The sequence below is a fragment of the Levilactobacillus koreensis JCM 16448 genome (genome assembly GCF_001435525.1).
Classification (GTDB): domain Bacteria; phylum Bacillota; class Bacilli; order Lactobacillales; family Lactobacillaceae; genus Levilactobacillus; species Levilactobacillus koreensis.
This window is the reverse complement of sequence record NZ_AZDP01000120.1, coordinates 44,037-65,309: the sequence shown is the minus strand read 5'-3', so window position 1 is coordinate 65,309 and position 21,273 is coordinate 44,037. Positions and strand designations below refer to the sequence as shown.

20 protein-coding genes are annotated in these 21,273 nt (G+C 48.5%); 7 read left to right on the top strand and 13 right to left on the bottom strand.

Annotated features, from left to right (window positions below; translation table 11 throughout):
- Positions 1-8 precede the first annotated feature (8 nt).
- From FC99_RS12370 to kduI, 4 genes are all read right to left on the bottom strand, one after another.
- Positions 9-971 carry a sugar kinase gene (locus tag FC99_RS12370; protein WP_048734600.1) on the bottom strand — a complete coding sequence of 321 codons (963 nt, stop codon included), beginning with the start codon at positions 969-971 and terminating at the stop codon, positions 9-11.
- A gap of 62 nt (positions 972-1,033) precedes the next feature.
- Positions 1,034-2,053: a 2-keto-3-deoxygluconate permease gene (locus tag FC99_RS12365; RefSeq protein ID WP_048734598.1), complete on the bottom strand. Its 1,020-nt coding sequence runs from the start codon at positions 2,051-2,053 to the stop codon at positions 1,034-1,036.
- A 96-nt stretch (positions 2,054-2,149) separates the two neighbouring features.
- On the bottom strand, positions 2,150-2,965 hold the full coding sequence (gene kduD, locus FC99_RS12360) for a 2-dehydro-3-deoxy-D-gluconate 5-dehydrogenase KduD (RefSeq protein ID WP_048734596.1): 816 nt from the start codon (positions 2,963-2,965) through the stop codon (positions 2,150-2,152).
- Positions 2,966-2,994: 29 nt separating this feature from the next.
- A complete protein-coding gene (kduI, locus tag FC99_RS12355) occupies positions 2,995-3,840 on the bottom strand; it encodes a 5-dehydro-4-deoxy-D-glucuronate isomerase (RefSeq protein ID WP_048734594.1) in 846 nt (281 codons plus the stop codon).
- Positions 3,841-4,252: 412 nt separating this feature from the next.
- Here kduI and FC99_RS12350 point away from each other — a divergent pair, with 412 nt between their 5' ends.
- The 3 genes from FC99_RS12350 (at position 4,253) to FC99_RS12340 (ending at position 6,366) form a co-directional block, all read left to right on the top strand.
- Complete coding sequence (locus tag FC99_RS12350) at positions 4,253-4,528, top strand: hypothetical protein (protein ID WP_048734590.1); 276 nt, start codon at positions 4,253-4,255, stop codon at positions 4,526-4,528.
- Between the two features lie 141 nt (positions 4,529-4,669).
- Positions 4,670-5,413 carry a sugar phosphate isomerase/epimerase family protein gene (locus FC99_RS12345; protein WP_048734587.1) on the top strand — a complete coding sequence of 248 codons (744 nt, stop codon included), beginning with the start codon at positions 4,670-4,672 and terminating at the stop codon, positions 5,411-5,413.
- Between the two features lie 194 nt (positions 5,414-5,607).
- Positions 5,608-6,366 (top strand): IclR family transcriptional regulator, encoded by a 759-nt coding sequence (locus tag FC99_RS12340; RefSeq protein WP_048734585.1) that lies wholly within the window; start codon positions 5,608-5,610, stop codon positions 6,364-6,366.
- A gap of 76 nt (positions 6,367-6,442) precedes the next feature.
- On the opposite strand, the gene FC99_RS12335 is transcribed toward FC99_RS12340, so the two are convergent.
- From FC99_RS12335 to FC99_RS12320, 4 genes are all read right to left on the bottom strand, one after another.
- Positions 6,443-7,858 (bottom strand): NAD-dependent succinate-semialdehyde dehydrogenase, encoded by a 1,416-nt coding sequence (locus FC99_RS12335; protein WP_048734582.1) that lies wholly within the window; start codon positions 7,856-7,858, stop codon positions 6,443-6,445.
- Between the two features lie 338 nt (positions 7,859-8,196).
- Positions 8,197-8,763, bottom strand: a complete 567-nt coding sequence (locus FC99_RS12330) for a TetR/AcrR family transcriptional regulator C-terminal domain-containing protein (protein ID WP_048734581.1) — start codon at positions 8,761-8,763, stop codon at positions 8,197-8,199.
- A 295-nt stretch (positions 8,764-9,058) separates the two neighbouring features.
- Positions 9,059-9,583, bottom strand: coding sequence for a methylated-DNA--[protein]-cysteine S-methyltransferase (locus FC99_RS12325; RefSeq protein WP_048734578.1), 525 nt, complete (start codon positions 9,581-9,583; stop codon positions 9,059-9,061).
- 374 nt (positions 9,584-9,957) lie between these two features.
- On the bottom strand, positions 9,958-11,160 hold the full coding sequence (locus FC99_RS12320; protein WP_048734577.1) for an NAD(P)/FAD-dependent oxidoreductase: 1,203 nt from the start codon (positions 11,158-11,160) through the stop codon (positions 9,958-9,960).
- A 317-nt stretch (positions 11,161-11,477) separates the two neighbouring features.
- Between FC99_RS12320 and FC99_RS12315 the strand changes: the two genes are divergently transcribed.
- Positions 11,478-12,119, top strand: coding sequence for an SDR family oxidoreductase (locus FC99_RS12315; protein WP_048734575.1), 642 nt, complete (start codon positions 11,478-11,480; stop codon positions 12,117-12,119).
- Between the two features lie 419 nt (positions 12,120-12,538).
- Here FC99_RS12315 and FC99_RS12310 read toward each other — a convergent pair whose 3' ends face one another.
- Positions 12,539-12,838, bottom strand: coding sequence for a hypothetical protein (locus FC99_RS12310; protein WP_048734573.1), 300 nt, complete (start codon positions 12,836-12,838; stop codon positions 12,539-12,541).
- Positions 12,839-13,111: 273 nt separating this feature from the next.
- Between FC99_RS12310 and FC99_RS12305 the strand changes: the two genes are divergently transcribed.
- The 3 genes from FC99_RS12305 (at position 13,112) to FC99_RS12295 (ending at position 15,763) form a co-directional block, all read left to right on the top strand.
- Positions 13,112-13,813 carry a response regulator transcription factor gene (locus FC99_RS12305; protein ID WP_048734570.1) on the top strand — a complete coding sequence of 234 codons (702 nt, stop codon included), beginning with the start codon at positions 13,112-13,114 and terminating at the stop codon, positions 13,811-13,813.
- A complete protein-coding gene (locus tag FC99_RS12300) occupies positions 13,803-15,167 on the top strand; it encodes a sensor histidine kinase (protein ID WP_235805926.1) in 1,365 nt (454 codons plus the stop codon). Before FC99_RS12305 ends, FC99_RS12300 begins: the two co-directional genes overlap by 11 nt.
- Positions 15,168-15,511: 344 nt before the next feature.
- Complete coding sequence (locus tag FC99_RS12295) at positions 15,512-15,763, top strand: hypothetical protein (protein WP_048734566.1); 252 nt, start codon at positions 15,512-15,514, stop codon at positions 15,761-15,763.
- Between the two features lie 522 nt (positions 15,764-16,285).
- Here FC99_RS12295 and FC99_RS12290 read toward each other — a convergent pair.
- The 4 genes from FC99_RS12290 to spxB all read right to left on the bottom strand — a co-directional run bounded on the left by FC99_RS12290 (position 16,286) and on the right by spxB (position 21,248).
- Complete coding sequence (locus FC99_RS12290; protein WP_048734562.1) at positions 16,286-16,708, bottom strand: hypothetical protein; 423 nt, start codon at positions 16,706-16,708, stop codon at positions 16,286-16,288.
- 212 nt (positions 16,709-16,920) lie between these two features.
- Positions 16,921-18,315 carry an MFS transporter gene (locus FC99_RS12285; protein ID WP_048734559.1) on the bottom strand — a complete coding sequence of 465 codons (1,395 nt, stop codon included), beginning with the start codon at positions 18,313-18,315 and terminating at the stop codon, positions 16,921-16,923.
- A 4-nt stretch (positions 18,316-18,319) separates the two neighbouring features.
- Positions 18,320-18,748: a MarR family winged helix-turn-helix transcriptional regulator gene (locus FC99_RS12280; RefSeq protein WP_235805928.1), complete on the bottom strand. Its 429-nt coding sequence runs from the start codon at positions 18,746-18,748 to the stop codon at positions 18,320-18,322.
- Between the two features lie 739 nt (positions 18,749-19,487).
- Positions 19,488-21,248 (bottom strand): pyruvate oxidase, encoded by a 1,761-nt coding sequence (spxB, locus tag FC99_RS12270; protein ID WP_048734550.1) that lies wholly within the window; start codon positions 21,246-21,248, stop codon positions 19,488-19,490.
- Positions 21,249-21,273: the final 25 nt, after the last annotated feature.

Here is a 21,273-nt window from a genome sequence, read left to right as displayed (position 1 = left end):
TATTTTATCTAGCTTAATGCTGCTTGTTGCTTGTAGAAATCTGCTAATTGAGTTGGTGTTGGGTAACCATCGTTGTCACCAGGTGACATAACGGCCAAAGCCCCAATCGCACAGCCCCGTTTAACGGCTTCGCGCAACGTTTTTCCTTCAAGTAATCCGGAGATGAAGCCGACAGCAAAGCCATCGCCAGCACCTACAGTATCTACAACTTGATCAACTCTAAAGCCCGAAACGACCTCTTGGGAACCATCCTTTTGCTTAATCAGCGCGCCATCCGGTCCTAATTTAACGATGACCGTCTGGGTTAACTCGCTCTGCTGTAAGTAGAAATCAGCAATCTTTTCGGGATCACGTGACCCCATTAAGATTTCACCCTCATTAATACCAGGCATAACAACGTTCGCCTGCTTAGCCAATTCATTGGTCACGGCAACCATCCGTTCTTGACTAGACCAGAGTGCTGGCCGTAAGTTCGGATCGAAAGTAACCGTGACGTTGTGCTGAATCAGCCGTTGGTTTAAGTCCTTTAAGACTGCTAAATCATTGTCAGACAACGCTGCAAAAATCCCTGACAGATGGGCAATTTTCAGACCATCAAAGTCAATCTTGTCGAGATTACCACTGTTGAAATTAGCAGCCGCTGAATTCTTACGGAAATAGTAAGTCTGCGGATCGCCATGACTCACACGTTGTTTTAGATAGAAACCCGTCCAAAAGTCAGGGTTACTATCCAGGTACTTGGTCCCAACACCAGCGTCAGAAACGGCCTTAATGATGTACTTGCCAAAGGGATCTGTCCCAACGGATGAAGCGTACTCCGTCGAATGTCCTAATCGTGAAATCCCAATCGCGACATTTAATTCTGCTCCGGCCAGATACTTCTGGAAATTTGCGGCATCAACTAAGGTAGCATCAACGTTTTCCGCTGCGAATACCGCCATAGGTTCACCGATTGTTAAAAACTCAGCCACTGTTCATCACTTTCCTAACCACTCAAGAAATTCTTGTGCAAAAATCTTTTTCTACTATATTATTAAGCTTGTTTCGTAGTTGCTTTCGTTTCAACACTCTTGTCGGCATCTTCTGCTGGCACGATCTTGCCCTTTTTAACCAAACGACGGTAGTACCACATCGTGACGATTGGAGTTAAGATAGCAGAAACCAGAACACTGGTAGCAACAATAGCAGTTGCTGAACCGGCAGTTGACTTAAATGCAGGGTTCATCTGTGCAATAACGATTGGCACAGAAACAGCGGCACCAGCAGTTGATGAAGCAGCCCAGCCGGCTAAGCCATCGGAACGAACCAAGTAACGGTCGAGTAAGTATAAGAAGTAACCAGATACAAAGACAACCAAGACACCAACTAAGATCCCAACTAAACCAGATTGTAAAATCATATCCAAGTTCAAACTGTAACCAATAGTAAAGGCGAAGAATGGAACTAAGCCACCTTGTAGTGGACTGAACATGTCACGCATTTCGTGGTCCAATCCCCCAACGATCATCCCTAAGACAAACGGTACTAAGGTTGAAACCAGTGCTGGCCACGGGAAGGCACCAATACCGGCAAGACCCAAAGTAATCATCGTAAAGAATGGTCCGGATTGAATACTGAAGAATGGATAAGCAGCGACATCGACGTCACGGTTAGGAATCGTCGTCATCAAGGCAACATACAACCCACCGTTAGATGCATTGAACGCAGCCAAAACGGCTAAGACAGACAACCCAGTGAAGACCCCGGTCGTCACCCCTTCTTTAGGAAGGAACATGTTCAAAATAACCGCAATAATAGCCGCAAGAATAACTTTACCTAATAATAGACTTAACCCTTTAGCAGCAATCTTACCCGAAGACTTCAAGTTGATGTTGGTCCCAACGGCAAAGAAGAAGATGAACAAGATAACTGAAGTCCCAACCATGTAAGACCCAGTAACCCCCGTCAACGCAACGTCAAGTTTCGGCCAGATAGTATGAATAATTGCACCCAAAACCAGGGGTACAACCATCATGCCACCAGGTATTTTTTCAATATTTTTTTTGATTTTCATAATATCTACCTGCGCATTTCGTTTTTTTGAAATATTTTCACAATTTTTCCAAAAAATAAATACAGAGAATAAACTCTGTATCCATTTTTTGTATGATTAACGAACTAAGTAGCCACCATCAACTGGGATGATTGCACCGTTAATATAGTTAGCGGCATTACTTGCCAAGTAAACTGAGATACCCATCAGTTCATAAGGTTCACCCCAGTGTCCAGCAGCAATCCGGCCGAGAATTTCATCATTCCGTGACTTGTCAGCTCGAATAGGTGCCGTGTTAGCCGTCTTGATGTAACCTGGTGCGATCGCGTTAACCTGAACATTGTAAGCAGCCATTTCACTAGCAAAGGCCTTAGTTAAGCCGGCAACACCATGCTTAGCAGCGGTATAAGATGGAATAAACTTTCCACCTTGGAAGGACAACATTGAACCAATGTTGATGATCTTCCCTGACTTTTGCTTAGCGAATTCCTTGGAAGCAGCTAGAGACATGTGGTAAACGGCGGATAAGTTAATCGCAATAACTTGATCCCAGTCCTTATCCTTGGATTCAAGAATAGGGTTCCGCTTGATCATCCCGGCGTTGTTAACCACGATGTCAATGTGTCCAAAGGTTTCCATTGCCTTAGCAACAACTTTGTCAGCGATACCTTTTTCAGTTAAATCCACATCCATGAATTCAACCTTACGGCCACGCTTTTCAATCAATGCGCGGGTGTCGTCCCAGCCTTCAGTCCCAAACGTTGGGATGAAGATGTCGGCACCAGCTTCTGCCATGGCTACAGCGTAGCCTTGGCCAAGTCCAGTGTTCCCACCGGAAATGATTGCAACTTTGCCAGCCAGACTGAACCAGTTCATCTTGAATTGATTCAATGAGTCTTGGTTGTGTTCAATCTCTTCTCTGGATTGTGCCATATTAAAATTACCTCCGAAAAATTAAGTGATTACCGTAATTGATGCATTTCAACTGCGTCCATGTCATCGTAGGTTTGGTTTTCACCACACATAGCCCAGATGAATGAGTAGTTGGTAGTCCCAACACCACAGTGGATTGAGTAACTAGGGTTTACAACAGCTTGGTCAGGTTCCAACCAGATGTGCTTCGTGTTTTCTGGAGTTCCCATGAAGTGAGCAACACGGGTATCCTTTGAACCGAATTCAGTGTAAAGGTAAGTTTCCATCCGACGTGCGTGGGTGTGAGCTGGCATCGTGTTCCATGAGTTACCTGGTTCAAGAACGGTGTAACCCATTTGTAATTGACAAGTGTCCATAATAGAAGCATCAATGTACTTGTGGATGGTCCGCTTGTTCATATGTTCTTGGTCGCCCATTGGCATTGCGATAGCATCCTTGTAAGACAGCTTCTTAGTTGGGTATGCACGGTGTGCTGGCGTAGAAACAACGTAGAACTTAGCTGGCTTCTTAGGATCAACAGATTCGAATTGAACATCCTTAGTACCCATGCTGATGTAGTAGCCATCATGAGGTGCAATCGTGTCTTCCTTGCCATCGATCGTAACTTTACCTTCACCACCAATGTTGATGAAGCCAAGTTCACGACGTTGTAAGAAGTATTTAACACCCAATTCCTTGCTCAAGGCAATTGAAAGTGGCTTGTCAACTGGTGTAACACCACCGAAGATCATCCGGTCGTTGTATGTATAAGTCAACAAAACGTCGCCTGGGTTAAAAATCTTTTCCATTAAGAATTGGTCACGTAATTCATCCGTGTTGTAGTGGTCAATATCCTTAGGACTGTGTGCGTACTTCGTTACCATGCTAAATGCCATTTTTGTTTCCTCCAATTTTCTTATTTGGAAATTGCATTTCCTTTTTGACAAACACAGCATATCGCCGATTCAGATAAAAAGCAAGTGTTATTTTGAGCATGCAGGTGTGATAAAGACGAAAACGCTTTCAAGAACCTTAACATGGCGGGTTTTAGCAATGGTTGAAATTTTTAAAACTTTTTTTGTCCATCACTTTTTCTCCTATACTGTGTGACTTACATTTCCAAATTGGAAACGTTTTTTCTGAAAGCTCAGCCACTTTCAATCAAAAAAAGTTTCAGAACTTACGCAAAAACAAATCGCGATAGACCGGTAACCCTGGTAATATCTGAATTGTGCATAAACTGTCAATGTTGACCTGACATTTTAAAGCTGTAATATGAGTCGTGTTAACTGATTAGGAGGCTATCACATGAGCACAAAACAAATTCATATTGATCCCAAGGAATTCGCCTATCACTTCGTCGATTCCATTTCTAAAACTGACGTTGCTAAAGCAAATATGCAGGATAAGGCCAAGGAACAGCTCTTTGCCTACTTAACCGCATACGTTTTGATTGAACAATTTAACTCTTCCGAGGCCAGCGAATTCTTGGAGGACACAACTAAGAAGATTGAAGATTTATCTATGCCTGAGTTTTTACGATTAGTTTCGCAAAAGGCCGATTTTAGCGCTGTTCAAAAATAAATTTTCAACCCACAAAAAATACCGATGTAATCACGATTCTTGATGAATTTTGATTATCAATCGGTATTTTTTTATTTGACAGAGTTATTTGTAAGCGATTACTATAAGCGTGCTTTTAATAATAAATTTGGAGGCTCAATCATGGATAAACAAGACATCGTACTCAACACGTTAGTTTTTGACCAACAACACAACGATGGCGAAGCTCAACTTAGCATGTTGCAACGCGTCGTTGACTTTGGCATCAAACAAGCTGAAGTCCGGCGGGAATTCTTTACTGACCCCGCTGCAGAAGCTGCCGACATTAAGGACTTCGTCGAGAAGCACCAATTGAAGTTGTTCTACAGTGTTCCAGAAAAGATCTTTACTGACGATGGTGCATTGAACCCTGAACTCCCTACATACTTCGCCGAAGCAAAGGCAATGGGCGTTACTTCACTGAAAATGAACATCGGTAACTTCGCTGCCTTCAATGGTGACCTGGTTTCCGCCCTTTCCCTGTACGCTGACTCTGGAATTGAATTCAACGTTGAAAATGACCAATCAACTGCCAACGGTAGCTCTGCTAACATCCTGAAGTTCTTGGAAGCAGTTAAGGCCGTTAACGTTGATATCAAGTTTGTCTTTGACTTAGGTAACTGGCGCTTCGTCAACGAAAACGAATTGGACGCCGCTAAGAAGCTCAGTGACTTCACTCGTTACATCCACGTCAAGAACGACGTTTTAGGCGGCGCAAAGCCTAACGTTGTTGCCCTCGACAAGGGGGTCATTGACTGGAAGGCTGCTTTGAAGATTTTACCAAAGGGCTTACCAGTTGCCTTAGAATACCCTGCTACTGATGACGAAATTCGTCATGGCATTGACTTGTTGGTAAAGAACAACTAGTTAATTATTAATAATAGCTAAATTGTGATAATTCGAAAAAAAGCCAAAAAGACAACCGTTTTTGGCCTTTTTTTGTGCCTTTAATTAACAATTATTGGATTAATAAACACCCTCCATTTACTTTTAACGGAAAGTTGAGTAAGATTAGTTCAACGGAAATTTCTTATTCGGAAATAAATAATGGAGTGAACAATATGGCAGAAGCTAAATTATACGGGACCGTTTTGGTACGGGCAAAACAGATCATGGATTATATTGCCCAACAAGAAACGGCACCAACGTTAAAGGAAATCAGCGATGGCATCGAGATGACCCGTTCGACTGTGCTCAAGATTTTAACCACACTTGACGTTTTAGGATTGGTAACGCGCACCACTGACGGGAAGAGCTATCAGTTAGGGATGGAATTATTTCGTTACGGGCAACGAGTCGCCGAAAATTTCGATATCCGCGACATCACCCACACAGCCTTAGAAAAACTACGTGATGAAACATCTGAAACCATCAATCTAGGAATCATTGCTCATGACGAGGTAACTTTAGTCGAGAAATACGAAAGCCAGCGCAGTGTCAATTTGAAATCACATATCGGCGGTAGCATGCATCTTTATTCTTCCTCCATGGGTAAAGCCATGCTCGCAACCTTTAGCGCTGAAGAACTCGACCAATATCTAAAAACAGTCAGTCCGCTACAACATGTCGCCCCTAACACCATTACCGATCCGCAAGCTCTCCGTGATGATCTGGCTCTGATTCGACAACGCGGTTACTCCATCGATAACGAAGAGAACGAACCTGACGTGTACTGTATCGGGTTCGCCCTGATTAAATCCAATCACCTCTACGGCGCTTTTTCCATTACGACGCCTAAATACAGAATGTCAATTGATCGTCAGGAAACGTTTATCAAATTTGCTAATGTCGCCAAAGACAAAATTCTTGAAACTCTTTAAAACTTCAAAAAGGCCACCGCACCCAATCATCAACCGAAAAATGATGGAGTGCGGTGGCCTTTCGTGTCATTAAAATTTAGAATTTGTGAGGTAAGATCAGTCCACCATTTTCGTCATCGTTCGGGTGATCCCGCTTAACGACCAGTTCTTGGTTCACGAAGCTGAAGATACCGCTTTGGCCGAGTTCACGACCGAAACCGGACTTCTTGACGCCACCAAATTCAAGTTCTGGTAAGGAACTGAAGAAGGTGTTGACGAAGACCATGCCCGTTTCAATTCTTGAGGCAATGGCGGCACCGGACTCTGCACTGCCCGCGAAGACAATACCACCCAGGCCGTAATCGGCATCGTTAGCCAGTGCAATGGCTTCTTCATCGTTCGCAACCCTGTAGACCTGCGCCACGGGACCGAACATTTCCTTGCCATACATTGGATTATCCTTGGTGATATCCGTTAAAATCGTTGGTAGGAAGAATTGACCTTCACTGTCGACCGGATCATGCACGAAGTAAGCCGTCGCACCACCGTCTAACGCGGCGTCCACTTGCTTCTGTAATTTTTCCTTAGCCTTCTTAGAGTTCATCGGTGCCAGCGTCGTCTCTGGGTCCATTGGATCACCCAACTTAACTGACGCAAAGGCCGCCTTCAGAGATTCCAAGAACTCATCGTAGTGGTTAGCCGTAACGATAAATCGTTTGGATGACGTGCAGACCTGACCAGCATTGTACAGCCGCGCCCGCGGTGCAATTGCGTTAACGTCCGCCATGTCGGCATCTTCGGCCACGATGAAGGCATCCGTCCCACCTAATTCCATGGTGGTCTTCTTTAAGTACTTCCCAGCGACCTCATTCACTGCGACCCCGCCCCGTTCAGAACCGGTCAAAGCGACTCCTTGGATTCGCTTGTCGGCAATGATTGCGGAGACCTGATCGTAGGAGACGAACAAGTTGGTCAATGCCCCATCTGGCGCCCCGGCCCGCCGAACGGCATCTTCAAAGACCACCGCTGACGTTGGTGTAATCGCCGCGTGCTTGAACACAATTGGGTTGCCAACTGCATAGTTTGGCGCAAAGATCCGCATCATTTGATAATACGGGAAGTTCCAAGGTTCAACGGCCATCAGAACCCCCAGCGGATGATTCTCCAGTTGGGCATCACCGGCAATACTGTCAATGGCCCGTGGCGCTAGCAGGTCCTCGGCGTGGTCGGCGTAGTATTCAGCGATTTCTGCACAGAGGATCACTTCCCCCTGAGCTTCGGCAAATAATTTACCCATATCTGTGGTCAATACTTCAGCTAAACTATCAGTTTCATCACGGAAAATCTTGGCTAACTTACGCAGGACTGGAATTCGGCTCGCCACCGGATCGTTTCGCCACTCCTTGTAGAGGGCCTGGCCCTTCGCTAAACTTTCTTCAACGTATTCGGGTGTTGCGTTTTCGTAGGTCTTGACGACTTCATTGGTATAGGGATTTGTAGTTTGGTATGCCATGGTAATATCCTCCTTGTGGGGTTCGTCCAGATTCACAATGTAACCCCTTACGCTCTGTACTATACCCCCTACAACCCCATAATGCTAGTACTCCGTTTGTGATTAAATAATCAATTTGTTAGTGAAATTACCGGTAATATCCACTTTCAACCGGTTGCAACTAAATAATTGGTATACCAGTTCGTCGTCTAAATTAAGCGCTTTCATTTGATAATTGTCAGTTTTATGGCTACAGTTCTTAACGGGCCAACTTATCTGCGAGCAACACTGCTTAATCACCAACTAGTGTCAGACCACAAAAAAAGTTGCTGACCTATCGCCAACAACTTTTAATCTGACTAGCTCAACTTCCAACGGTCCAAAACCCCGTTGAATAGCCGGTTAGCCGTGGTAATTTGATCTAAGACGGTTCGCGGACTTGCCGTGAAATCGTCATCCGCCCATTTGTTAATGATACCTAACGCACCAGCGGCAATAAATTCAGCCGACGTATCGATCACGTCTTCTTTTAAGTAACGGTACTCGGGCATTGCGTGAAGCAGAATTGACAGTCGTGAGGCCACAAATTCATTCGCAGATTGTCGCCAAACCCCATCATCATAGGGGTAAGCGTTCAGGAAAATTTTTGAATTATCAGCGATCCGTTCCAGTAACTGAATTACGGCCGGACGCCAGTTCTCTAAGGTTAACGTCATCGGTTGCTCGCGACGTGGCGCTTCAACAATGAAGTGCTCATAGACAAACGCCAGCAGCTCGTACTTATCCGCGAAGTAGTAGTAGAAAGTCTTCCGGTGAACTTCCGCTTCATCCGCAATTTCCCGGACGGTAATCTTATCAAACGTATTGTGGTTCAACAACGAAGCCAAGGCCTCCGCAATTCGCTCCTTAGTTTCTGATGCAGCCATCGTGATACCTCCAATCATTCACACACCATTTTGATTTGCGTATTAATCACTGTCGGTGTCCCCCCAGAGACCAACAACTTTCATGTCCGCTCTAAGCTGTCTAAAATTATACGCGTCTTCGAGTAAGAAGAAACCCCTTTCGCGAAAAATATTAGATAGGTTCTAACTAGTTATCTATATTAACAATAACATGACTCGTTTTTTGAACATCATTGATTATAGCATAGGTTTTAACTGATTGTACTATTGTTTTGTACACAATTAGTAATAAACACGTAAATTTTAAAGAAAAACATTAATTTTTTTCGAGAACTACGTGTTCCTGGTCCCCTTGTAGGCAACCCTCTAGCTGTAATAACGACTTTTTCCGTTCTAAGCCCCCGGCGTAACCAGTCAACTCACCAGTTCCACCAACGACGCGATGACACGGAATGACCAAGCTGATTGGGTTATGACCGACGGCGCCACCGATTACTCTAGCACCGACGTCGTGACCAACCCGTTGACTAACCACCGCCGCAATGTCACCATACGTTCGCACTTCGCCATACGGAATCTGTTGGAGGACCGTCCAGACCGTCTGTCGAAATGACGTGCCGCTTGGCCGGACCGGAAAATCAACGACGGGTTGCTCCCCCGCGAAGTACGCTGTCAACCAATCCGCAACCCGGTCAAACACGGGGGTGTCTCCCACTAGGCTCAACTTGGGCAAGGTACTCCCATAATATTTCTGGTCCGTAAACCACAGTCCCGTTAAGTTCAGGCCATCCGACATCACGGTAACCGTCCCTAGTGGTGTTGCCAACTTCTTTTGGCGCATCCTCATCACCCTTTTCGCCTTATTTTACCATTAAAAAAGCAAGTGAGCTAATCTGTCCCCCGCATTTTCCATTCTGTAACCAAAAAGTATTAATTCGACACTAGGTCATCTAGTCATAACATTCTTATTAGTCTTACCCATTTACCATTGCCGGCCGTTAACCGTCCCGCTACCACGCGATTTAGCATTCTCTACCAACTTTACCCCAGCAGACACCAACTCTGCCCACTTCATGAGCGATGTCCGATCAGAATCTTCGACGTGGTGTTCAATTCCTTATCATCAACTTGCCAAATACATCCACCGCGTACCCGCACGTAGCGACAAATAAAAAGCCGTGACATTTCGCCACGGCCCTACTGTCACATTTAATTTTAATGATAAAGGTCGAACCGGCCCTTGCTTAACGTGGTGCTCAGGTGGGCACTTTCCATTAAAGAACGGTCCGTGATGATCTTCTTCAGCGCGGAGGCCATGTAGCCGTGAACCTTCTTGTTGCTGCTGAAGATTTCGCCGACCCCATCGCGGTCACTCAAAGAAGCAACGGTCCCACTTGATTTGTAGACAAATGGTCGCGTCTCGTGTCCGCGTAAGGCCAAGCCAATATTTTTAGCCGCGTGTGAAGCACAAGCCAAGGCAATTTGCGCAGTCGTTGGGTATGGCCGCTTGCTGGCTGGGTCCATCACAGCGGACACGTCACCGATAATATAAACTTCGGGATGATTTTCCAGCGTTAAGTCGTCTTGCACCACGACTCTGTTCCGTCGTTGGCTAAACCCAGAGTCCGCAATGATGTGTGACCCACTGACCCCAACGGTCCAAACAATGTTGTTAGAGGCAAATTCATGTTCTTGTTCATCGCTATCCTTGTAGACCACGGCGCCCGGCTTGATTTCGGTAATCGCGGCACCTAAGTTCATTTCAACGTCGTGCTTTGCCAGAAAGTTCAGGGCGTAATCGCCAAGCGACTTATCAAACATCGGCAGAATCGTCTTCCCCATTTCAAAGCAAGCAATCTTAATTTCTGGCGTATTGTAACGCGTCTGCAGTTTAGGCATCGACTGGGTCAATTCACCTAAGAGTTCAATTCCAGTAAACCCAGCCCCACAAACAGCGATTCGCAAATCATTGGGATCCTGCGTCTTGGCATAGTCCTTGATATTGTTCTCAATGTGTTGGTAAATGGCCTCCGCCGTCTCCAAGTCTTCCAGTGGTAAGGCATTTTCAGCCGCGCCCTTCAGGCCAAACGTTTCGGATTGGAAGCCCAGCGCAATGATCACGTAATCATAGGTCAGCGGATCATGGTTCTCAAGCGTAACTTGCTTCTGGTCGATATCGATATTTGTGACGGTATCCCGGATAAATTTAACCCGGTTGCCAATAACGTCGTTGATTTCGTACGTAATGCGATCTGGTGCAATGGTCCCCGCCGCAACTTCGTGTAAGTTCGTCTTTTCAACGTGGGTCCCGGACTTGTCGACTAAAATAATTTGGTCCTCACTTGGAACTTCCCGCTGCAAAAATTTAACGGCCCGCATGCCGCCATATCCGCCACCTAGAACTAAAATCGTTGCCATTGTTAAACGACCCCTTTTCTGTAATGTTCTCCCCCATGCAGCAAGCTACTCAGTAAGTTATTGGTTAAAACGGTTACATTTTTACTGTCCAACCAACTGCTAAGGATGATTTAACTCTATTATACGGCTTATAGACTGAAAAACCAGTTGAAAGGAATCGTAATCTATTTCACAAAATGGTTTTGGACAACTTAATCCCCACAACCTTAGGCTACACACCGATTTCAGGTCAATTGGCGAGTCGCTTTAGCTGAAATTTTGCGGGAAAACCCTTATGGTTAAAGATAGTTAGCTCACTTACAAATGGAGGTTTTCTTATGACAACATTAATTATCGGTGCCCACGGCCACGTTGGTCAACACATCGTCGAACAGCTCGCTGCAACTGGTGAAACCGTCTACGGTGGGATTCGTAACGCCGAACAGGCCGCCGTCATCGAAAAACTCGGTGGTCATCCCCGCATGGTCGACCTCATGGGGACCGCGGATGGCTTGGTTCCCGCAATGAACGACGTGGACACGGTCGTCTTCTCCGCTGGTTCTGGCGGCAGCACCGGCGACGACATGACGCTCAATATCGACCTCGATGGCGCCGTCAAGTCCATGATTGCCACGGAAGAGGCTGGTATCAAGCGGTTCATCATCGTTAGTGCTATGGGTACCGACGACCGCGCCTTTTGGGAAAAGTCTGGCATCCGGCCCTACTACGTCGCTAAGTACTACGCCGATCAATGGCTCCAACACCGCACGGACCTGGACTACACCATCGTCCGTCCCGGTATTCTGACCAACGACGCCCCTACCGGCAAGATCACCTTGGACCCAGCCACCGCCGACACGACTAAGATTTCCCGAGCGGACGTGGCCGCGACTGTTGTGGCAATCGTTAAGCATCCCCTACCTAAGCAGATCATAACGATTGTTAACGGTGATGTCTCAGTGGCTGACGCGGTTCACTAAACCCCTGCGAATTGTGCTCTACCACAATAACCGTTGCATTTATCAACGCTTTCAGTTGACCCCTGCACTCAATCGTCGGTATCGCTGAAAATATAATTTTGTCCATTCATAAGTCAGTACCCGCAACTACTCAACTGAGTTAGCTACGGGACTGACTTTTTTCTTTATCCGTACCATCACGTTAAAAAAGCAGCAACGGTCTCGCCATCACCACTTCTATCAGCTTCTATTCTGTTGGTCGACTCGCGTTAAGGGGACGATTCATTCAAGTAGCTCGCGTCAACTTTAAGGGGGGAGGTACTTCACTTGAGGTTATCTATCTGGAGGAAGTTTGCTCAAGTCATTGGACGACTTTTTACGGGAACTTGGCTAAATCCGTGTCAGGCCCGCCTCACCGGACGGATCCTGACAGCCCGCGACTATTTCAACTGACTATCTTGGTGCTTTTGGTCCAGACTGAGGGCGCTGGCATCCACAGCCGTTTGGACCTGACTGGAGATCTGCTTGGTCGTGACGCGCTTGTTGAGTTTGATCTTTGTCAGGTGGAGTTCCGTTGCCGGCCGGGCGTTGAACGTAATCGTGGTTCGTTCGATTTCCGGGGCAGCCACCCCAGTCGTTGGCCGAATTGCAGCCGAAGCCCCAGCGGATGTTGCCATCAGGGTCGTGACGGTCATGGCACCCAGCATTACCTTAGTCATCATTGATTTAATTTTAGTCATTTTAACCACTCCTCAGTTAGTTGTTTTGGCTTATCGCTTTCGATGTATTAGTTATACCATTGCGCAGTCCCCGCTATCCTGAATCTAGATTAAGCTTAATATATGAATTTCTTAATCAAGGATTATGATTCTATGGTATCATGCCGGTAAGCCCGTCAAATGGGTCTTTATCCACTCTGCTATTTTAAATTTAGACGCTCAAATTTTCCGCCTAACCATTAAATTTAACCTTTCCATCTCTAATTATCCGCTACTAAAGGAGTGTCGCCACTAATGAAAAACACAATTCTACTGGTTGAAGACGAAGAAGGTCTTGCCAGTTACGTTGCCAAGGAGCTCACCTTTGAGGACTTTGACGTTTTGACTGCCACCGATGGGGAAGCCGCTTGGGAAACCTACCAGCGCGAAAAAGATCATCTTCTATTGGTTCTGCTCGACTGGATGCTCCCTAAGATGGATGGCATGGAAGTCCTTCGCCGCATCCGTAAACACGATGAGCTTCCCGTGATCATGATGACGGCCCGGGACTACTTAGGCGATAAAGTTACCGGCCTCGACAACGGTGCGGACGACTACATCACCAAGCCATTTGAAATCGAAGAACTGCTCGCCCGTATCCGCGTCATCCAACGGCGAACTGCCCATCAGAGTGGCTTAGACCAGGCCTACCACCTCGCCGACCTCACGCTCATCACCAAGACCCGGCAGGTCGATCGCGGCGGTGTGGCGCTACAACTGACGCAACGTGAATATGACCTGCTCCTATTTCTCATGCAGCATCCCGGTCAGGTCTTCACCCGTGACGAGTTGCTCGACAACGTTTGGGGCGTCGACTTTCTCGGCCAGCAAAACGTGGTCGACGTCTACATTGGCTACCTCCGTAATAAGATTGATACCCATGACGCGCCCCACCTTTTCCACACGATTCGTGGTGTGGGCTACACCCTAAAGGAAGATGATGCCAATGAGCGCTAACCACCCACCGCGAACTTACGCGGATATCATTCGCGATTCGTTTACCCGCCTTCTACTGGTCGTCGGCGTCGTCATCGTCCTCACCGTAACGATCACGTTGAGCGTCGACCAGCTGTTCCGCGCGCAGGACCAAGCCGCCAAGCTAAGTGCCAGCCTGCAAACAACGCAGGTCAGTAATTTTAACGACTGGCTGACGGTCAACCGGACCAGCGGCCTCAATTCTCACAACACGTTTGTCCTAATTAAAAATGCCGACGGGAGCACCACCTCCCTCCTGCCCCGTACCACCAGTCTGGCCAAGGCCAATTCGTGGTCGATTCCCTTTACCCATCTGGTCTACATCAAAAATTGGGGCCTGTACTTCTCAGAAACGTTAAAAACGAACGGTCGCACATACTCGCTCTTCATCGGCATGCACGTGCTTATCGGCAACCTCCACGTCCTGATTGCCGTGATCATCATCGCTATCGGCCTGAGTCTCCTGATCGGACTATTCTTCGTGCGCCGGCTAGCTGACCGCATCAGCGCCCCGACCATCGAGTTGGCCGAAGCTGCCCAGGCCGCAGCAGCTACCCCCGAAACGACCCAGCCAAAATTACCGCAACCCACGGAGCCCGTCGAGGTTTCCCAGCTGGCCAAGGATTTCAACCAACTTTTGGCTGCGCAAAATGGCCGTTTGGAACGGGAGCGGCAGTTTATCTCGGATGCCTCCCACGAACTACGAACGCCCATCGCAACCATCCGGGGCAACGTTAAACTGATCGAACGCCGTGGCGACAAGCACCCTGAGGTCATCCCCGAATCCCTAGGGTTCATCGACCAGGAGTCCCTGCGAATGCAACACTTGATTGAAAACCTCCTCCATTTATCCCGCGCGGACCGGGCCGAGGTCGCGTTACAGCCCCTAGACCTCTCCGCCCTGGTACGTGGGGTCGTCGACCATTACCAGCCGCTAGTCGCGCAACACGTCACGTTTCAAGGAACCGACCACCCCACCATGACCCTCGGTGACCCGGATATGCTCCATCAAATTTTAGTGGCCTTACTGGACAACGCTCACAAATACTCACCGGAAGACCAGCAGATCAACTTAACGGTCGTCGCAACGGCCACGACGGCCACCCTAACCGTTGCCGACTTCGGTCCCGGTATCGCGGCTGCCGACCGGGAGCACATCTTCGAGCGTTTCTACCGGGTCGACGCCTCACGCTCCAACAAAATTGAGGGGAGTGGACTGGGCTTAGCGATTGTGGCCCAACTGGTACAGCTCAACCAAGGAGCCATCGCGGTCACGGACAACGACCCGCACGGCAGTTGCTTCACGGTGACTTTGAACCGGGCAACTAACAGCTAGTGCTTGACAACATAGTGAAGCCCTTCGCCTTACCGACCACCATGGGCGACTTTTAAGACGCGTGTTTTTTACGGCTTAAAAGCGAGCGAGAAGACTGGTGTTCTTCCAGTCTGAAACGTCCCCACAGCAGGCCGAATCCCTAGCAGCCGCACTGCGGCCAATTTATACTAACTTTAGCGGTATCGATTCATGCTACTCCTGGTCTAAAACAGACAATTCATCTTTCAACCTTTAGTCAGCATTCAAAAACTAAGAGATTCTCAGCAAATCCTTAATCAAAGGTGATAGTTTCCTTTACCTTTTCTCGATATACTAGGTTTATAAATTGAAAGGAAGCGTTCGATATGCTGATTGATGACAACCCAAAAATTCATACGATTACTCCCGCCCAAATTACTAAGGTGTTCTACCCCTACGTGATTGCGAAAACGGAAGCCGGGAGTTACGTCAACATTAACCTTAGCGAAAAAGAGCGAAAGGACCCGCTGTTCTGGGAATCCATCGCTAGCATCGCCAAGGCCAAGCTGTGGGTACCGATTGGAGAACGATTTCACCAACTCCTCTCGTACGACTGGACTTATAACGCTGCTTACTAAACCTAAACTAAAGGTTGAAAGATAAAATATCTGTCTCATCCCAGTATTGGCAAGGATTCGCACCGTTAAGATAGTGTGAAATTGCCGCACTCCGGCTCTGACTGTGCTTTACCGCGACAACAGTCGAAAAACTTGGAGATTTAGCGTTTTCGGTCCAATCGATAACGACTGCTACAGTCATTATCTCCGTCGTCTACGCACACTGTGTAAGCCGAGAGGTAAGGCGAAGGCCCTACCAGGTTACCTAGTTTTAGGTTCACGATTATTGCTAGAGCAGGTATGGCTGGTATTTTGGAACTTTCAACCTTTAGAACCTAAAGATTAACTCGCTGGTCTCACCGTCTATCCTTGGCGGTGAGATTTTTTTACATCGCCCTAACTCGATGCCTTCTGCCCCACGTTTCAGCAATACAAGTTCGGAGCGCGCAAAAGGAGCCCGAGACTTTTGCCCCAGACTCCCGAAAAAGGATCATCCAATACGCCACAAGACAGTTAGCCGCCGCGTATCTCACGCTTATTTTTTTACAGTCGCGAAGAATTCTGTAGAATCTCCGCCTTTTTCCGGAGGTCACCGCGGGTCTGCCAAACTAGAATCGTGGTCGGTCGTGCTAAGTAGCCGTCCATCGTACCACCAATGCTAGCGAGCCAGAAGCTCATGAATCCCCAAACGCTTGCCGACCACTCTTGTTTGAACGCCAAAGTAAACGCCGCGATGAAAACGAATAGGCCTAAATTGATGAGAGCCGTGCTCCCCTGCCGCCCCAACCGATTAAAGTAAGGGTATTGCCACGTCCACAAACCTTCTACGACTAGGAAACCAAAGATCACGCCCAATGCAATGCGGACGCCGTGGAAGTTGTCAACGGCCGTCGTTAAGCTCAATAGAACCATTAACATCATGAAAAACCAGAAAGAATGAAACGCATATCGCCAGTCAAATTTCATGCAAGTCGCCTCGCTTTCATCAGCCATTTCGGCTTTATTGGACACGAATTCTAGCACGGCTCACCCTAAAAGAACATGACATGTGCTCCCATGGTTAAGATAGTAGCGCTACCAACGACCATTTTGTGCAAACGGTTCCCGGAGCAACAAAAAAAACGATGGTAGCCGTTTCAGGCCCCACCGTTTCCAATGAAAATTTAAATTTTTGCCAACTACGACTTTATCCGATTCAACCGAAAAGCCACGGCCATCCCTAACCAGGAGACGACAGCCACGATTACCAGAAACAGGAGCGCCCATTGTGAGCCGGCCGCTGTTTTACTGGCAGTGCTACCAACGGTTCCCGCCTGGCTGGCCGCAATAATGGCCGCACAGATGGCCGTTCCCATGGCACCGGCGAATTGTTGCATGGCGTTCATCAGCGCGTTCCCATCGGCCTTCAAGTCAGTTGACAGCTGCTTCAAGCCATCCGTCATGATATTCCCGAATGCGGAACCGATGCCAATCATGTAGCCCACATAGATTCCAAGAATGGCCCACAAATTAAGTTGCCGGGCAAATACCGCCATCAGCAGCAACGTGACCACGACCAGACCGAGGCCGAGCAGAATTGGCCGTTTCGCACCGAAACGGTCCAAGATATGACCGCCGATCGGTGAAAACGCCGCGCCAATCAGGGCCCCTGGTAGGACGACCAAGCCGGCGGTAAATGCCGATTGCTGGTCCACTAACTGAAGGTAGTTAGGCAGCACAAATGACAGCCCCAGTGCGGTAATCTGGAGCATGAAGAACGCCAGCAAATGCCAAGCGAACGCTGGATTCGTTACTGCCGCCAGTTGAATCAACGGGTGGACGCTGTGCCGAGACCGCTGGACGAAAAAGACTAAGCCCAAGATTCCCACAAGAAGGCTACCGCCAACCGACCAACTGAGAAACGACTGGGTACTGAGCGAGCTAAACCCAAAGATCAAGCCACTAAAGGTCACGACGACCCCCAGCATGCTGAGAAAGTCGAAGCGTTCCGGGGCCGTTTCACTGACCTGCTTAATCGTCTTGAGACCCACAAAAAATGAAACAATCAGGAACGGCAATAAAATCCAGAAGATGTACCGCCAGTTCAAGTGGGTCACCAGTAAGCCACCGTAAGTCGGTCCAATCGCCGGTCCCACGGCAGTGATCAGGGTGCCCACCCCAGTCATCATCCCAATTCGACTCAGTGGTACCTGTTCTAGAATAATATTGAACATCAGGGGCAAGGCAATTCCCGTGCCGACGCCTTGAATCGCCCGGCCCAACAGTAGCAATGGAAACGTTGTAGCGCAGGCATCCGTCAGCAGGCCCACAATAAAGAGCAGGTTAGCGACCACGAAGAGTTGCTTCAGCTTAAAGCGCCGTTTCAAGTAAGACGAAATGGGCACGATACAAGCCACAATCAACAGGTACAGGGTCGTCATCCATTGCACCGTGCCCGTTGTGACGTGAAACTGCTTCATCAGGGTCGGGAACGTAATGTTCATGGCCGTCTCAACGATGACCCCGCTAAGCGACATCAAGCCCGTCGCCAGCACCGCACCAACGACCCGGGGGTCAATTTTTTCTTTACGCATCTCTTTACTCCCTTTCACTGTTCCAATGACTGACGTTGGCAAGAGCCCGGCGAAACGCCACCGCTTCTTGTGGGGATAATCCGGCCACCATCTTGGCATCTTGTTCCACCAAGTGCTGCTGCACGATAGGCACTAATCCCTGGCCTTTCGCCGTTAGCCGGAGTTGCCGCTTACGACTATCACTCGCCGCCACGACCCGGGTGACCAGGTCGCGTTCCACCATCCGCTTCACTAGCAGGGACGCCGTGGACCGTTTGACATGAAATTCGTGCTCCAAATCAACTTGGAACACATCTTGTTCCAGGTTCCGGGACATGAAATCGATCACCGATAACTGCATCCCCGTCAAGCCGTAAGGTCGAGCAAAATCGTTCATTTCTAAATTCATCTGATGTTCGGCATCGCGTAGCCAAGCACCCAAACGTCGTTGCACCAAAGTCAAGTCACTCCTTTTGTTAGTCAGCTAACAATTTTAGCCGGATCATCCGTGAATTTCAAGGGTTAATTTTAGCGGACACACAAAAACCGCCACAACAGCGACGACTTAGTCCCAGCTGCTGTGGCGGTTCATTTACGTTTTAACTGTTAGCCAAAGGTTGAAAGATGAAATATCTGTCTCGTCCCATTATTGGCAAGGATTCGAACCATTAAGATAGTGTAAAATTGCCGCACTCCGGCTGACAGGGATTCCGCCTGCTGTGGGGACGCTTCAGACTGGAAAATCACCAGTCTTCTCGCTCGCTTTGAAGCCACGAAAATCACGTGTCTCCAAAGTCGCCCGTGCTGTAAGCTGGCTGATGAATCGCCAGCCAACACCACTTCCACGGCTGGCTGCATCCCTATCCTCCTCCGGCTCTGATTGCGTTTTATCATGACAACGATTGGACGATGTGGAGACCTAGCGCTTTCGGTCCAACCGACAACGACTATTACAGTCATGATCCTCGTCGTCTACGCACACTGTGTAAGCTGAGAGACCGGCAGATATGGGCTCAGGCGCGTCGTTCTGCTTGGTCGGCGTTTCTTGCCGGCTTAGCAGAAAACCAACCTTGTAGACTCGGTTCTTTCGAGGCTTCAAGTTGTGTTCGCCCCGATCCAGCCCATATCTGCCGGCCGGTAAGGCGAAGGACCCACCAGGTTGCCTAGTTCAGGAGTCTCGCATCAGTCACACCTTACAGATTGTCACCCTGGGCACGGAGCAACTCACCCAAGGCCGGTTGCTGCTTGACGTCAATATTGTTCTCCTTGGCGTAAGCATCCACGGCAGCTTGGCCGTACAGTTGTGGATCGAGTGGCATGAAGGCCGTGCCAATGGGATCATCATTCTTGATGACGGCGTTGACCACGATTGGTTTCTTATTGCCGGCCGCCTGCAGATTCTTGATTTGATCAAAGACCTGCTTGACTTCGGCATTGTTTTTCACCGTGAAGCCAATGGCACCAAAACCTTCGGCGACCTTTGCCCAGTTGGCATCGGTCAAATCGACCCCGTACAGGTGTTGCTTCGTGTCGACCTGCTCGCGGTAGATGAAGCCGAACCGCTGGTTACTGAAGATGACGTTGATCACCGGCAGCCCATAGCGAACTTCAGTGATCAGGTCGGGCGCGACCATCGCAAACCCACCATCACCGGACAGTGACCAGGCTTGCGCATCTGGCACACTCAACGCACCGGCCATCCCCGCAGGTAAGCCATAGCCCATTGTGGCAAACAACCCAGACAGAGCGAAACGCTGCTGTTGGTCCATTGGCAAGCCCCGAACAGCCCATTCCGAAACGTTCCCGGTATCGACCCCATACGTATCCTTAGGACCAACCATGGACGCAATCTTCTTGGTCACGGCCTCTGGCGCTAAGCCATGACTGTCATCGCTAGCCAATTGGTCGAGCCAAGCGTTCCAGTTTTGCTTGTTCTGCCGGTTGGCTTTGAGCCAGGCCGTTTCCGGCAACGTCTCACCGGTCGCAATCATCGCCTGTAAGTAGCTCTTGGCGTCGCTAATGACGGCGTAGTCGATTGGGACCATTTTGCCGATATCAAACGCGTTGTCGTTGACTTGAACGATCTTAATGTTCTTCGGCCAGAACTGAGCGAATGGGAATTCGGAACCCAAGAACAGAATCAAATCGGTGTGCTGTAAGGCTTCAAACCCAGACTTCGATCCTAAGCGGCCAAACGTTCCAATCGCGTTTGGATGGTTCGTTGGGATCACACCAGTTGCTGGAACGGTGTTGATGACCGGAACATTGAATTGTTCGCTGAATTTGACCAGTTCATCCCGCGCTCCCAGCAAACCGCGACCAGCGTAAACCAGCGGGTGTTTCGCCTTCTTCAGCAATTCCAGCGTGGCCGAAACAGCGGCTGGATCAATCGTCTGTGTGAAGGTATTGGATACCGTATTCGGCGTCTTAACGGGCTCGTAGTCAATTTCCGTTGCGGATAAGTCCTCGGGAATAATGACCACAGCTGGGCCCTTTTCCCGGTAGGCTTCCCGAATGGCCTGATTGACCACGTAAGGGAGTTGTTCCGCGGTCGTTGCGGTCCGGTTATAGACGGCAACATCACTGAACATCGGTGTTTCATCCATTTCTTGGAAATAATTCGTATTCATCGTGGCCTGGGGAACTTGACCAACCAAGGCTAGCATGGGGACATGATCCATTTTGGCATCATAGAGGCCGTTGAATAAGTGCGTGGCACCAGGGCCAGCGGAACCAAAGGCGACCCCAACCTTGCCGGTAAACTTCGCATCGGCAGCGGCGGCTAAAGCTCCCACCTCTTCGTGGCGAACCTGGATATAGTCGATCTTGTCCTTTTCAAGGTACAACCCTTCTACCGTGTGATTGATCGAGCCACCGGGAATTCCGTAAATGTGGTCCACACCCCAAGCTTCCAAAACCTTTACTAATGCTTGTCCAGCAATCATCTTTGTCATGAAAATCGCACTCCTTTTCAGTTAG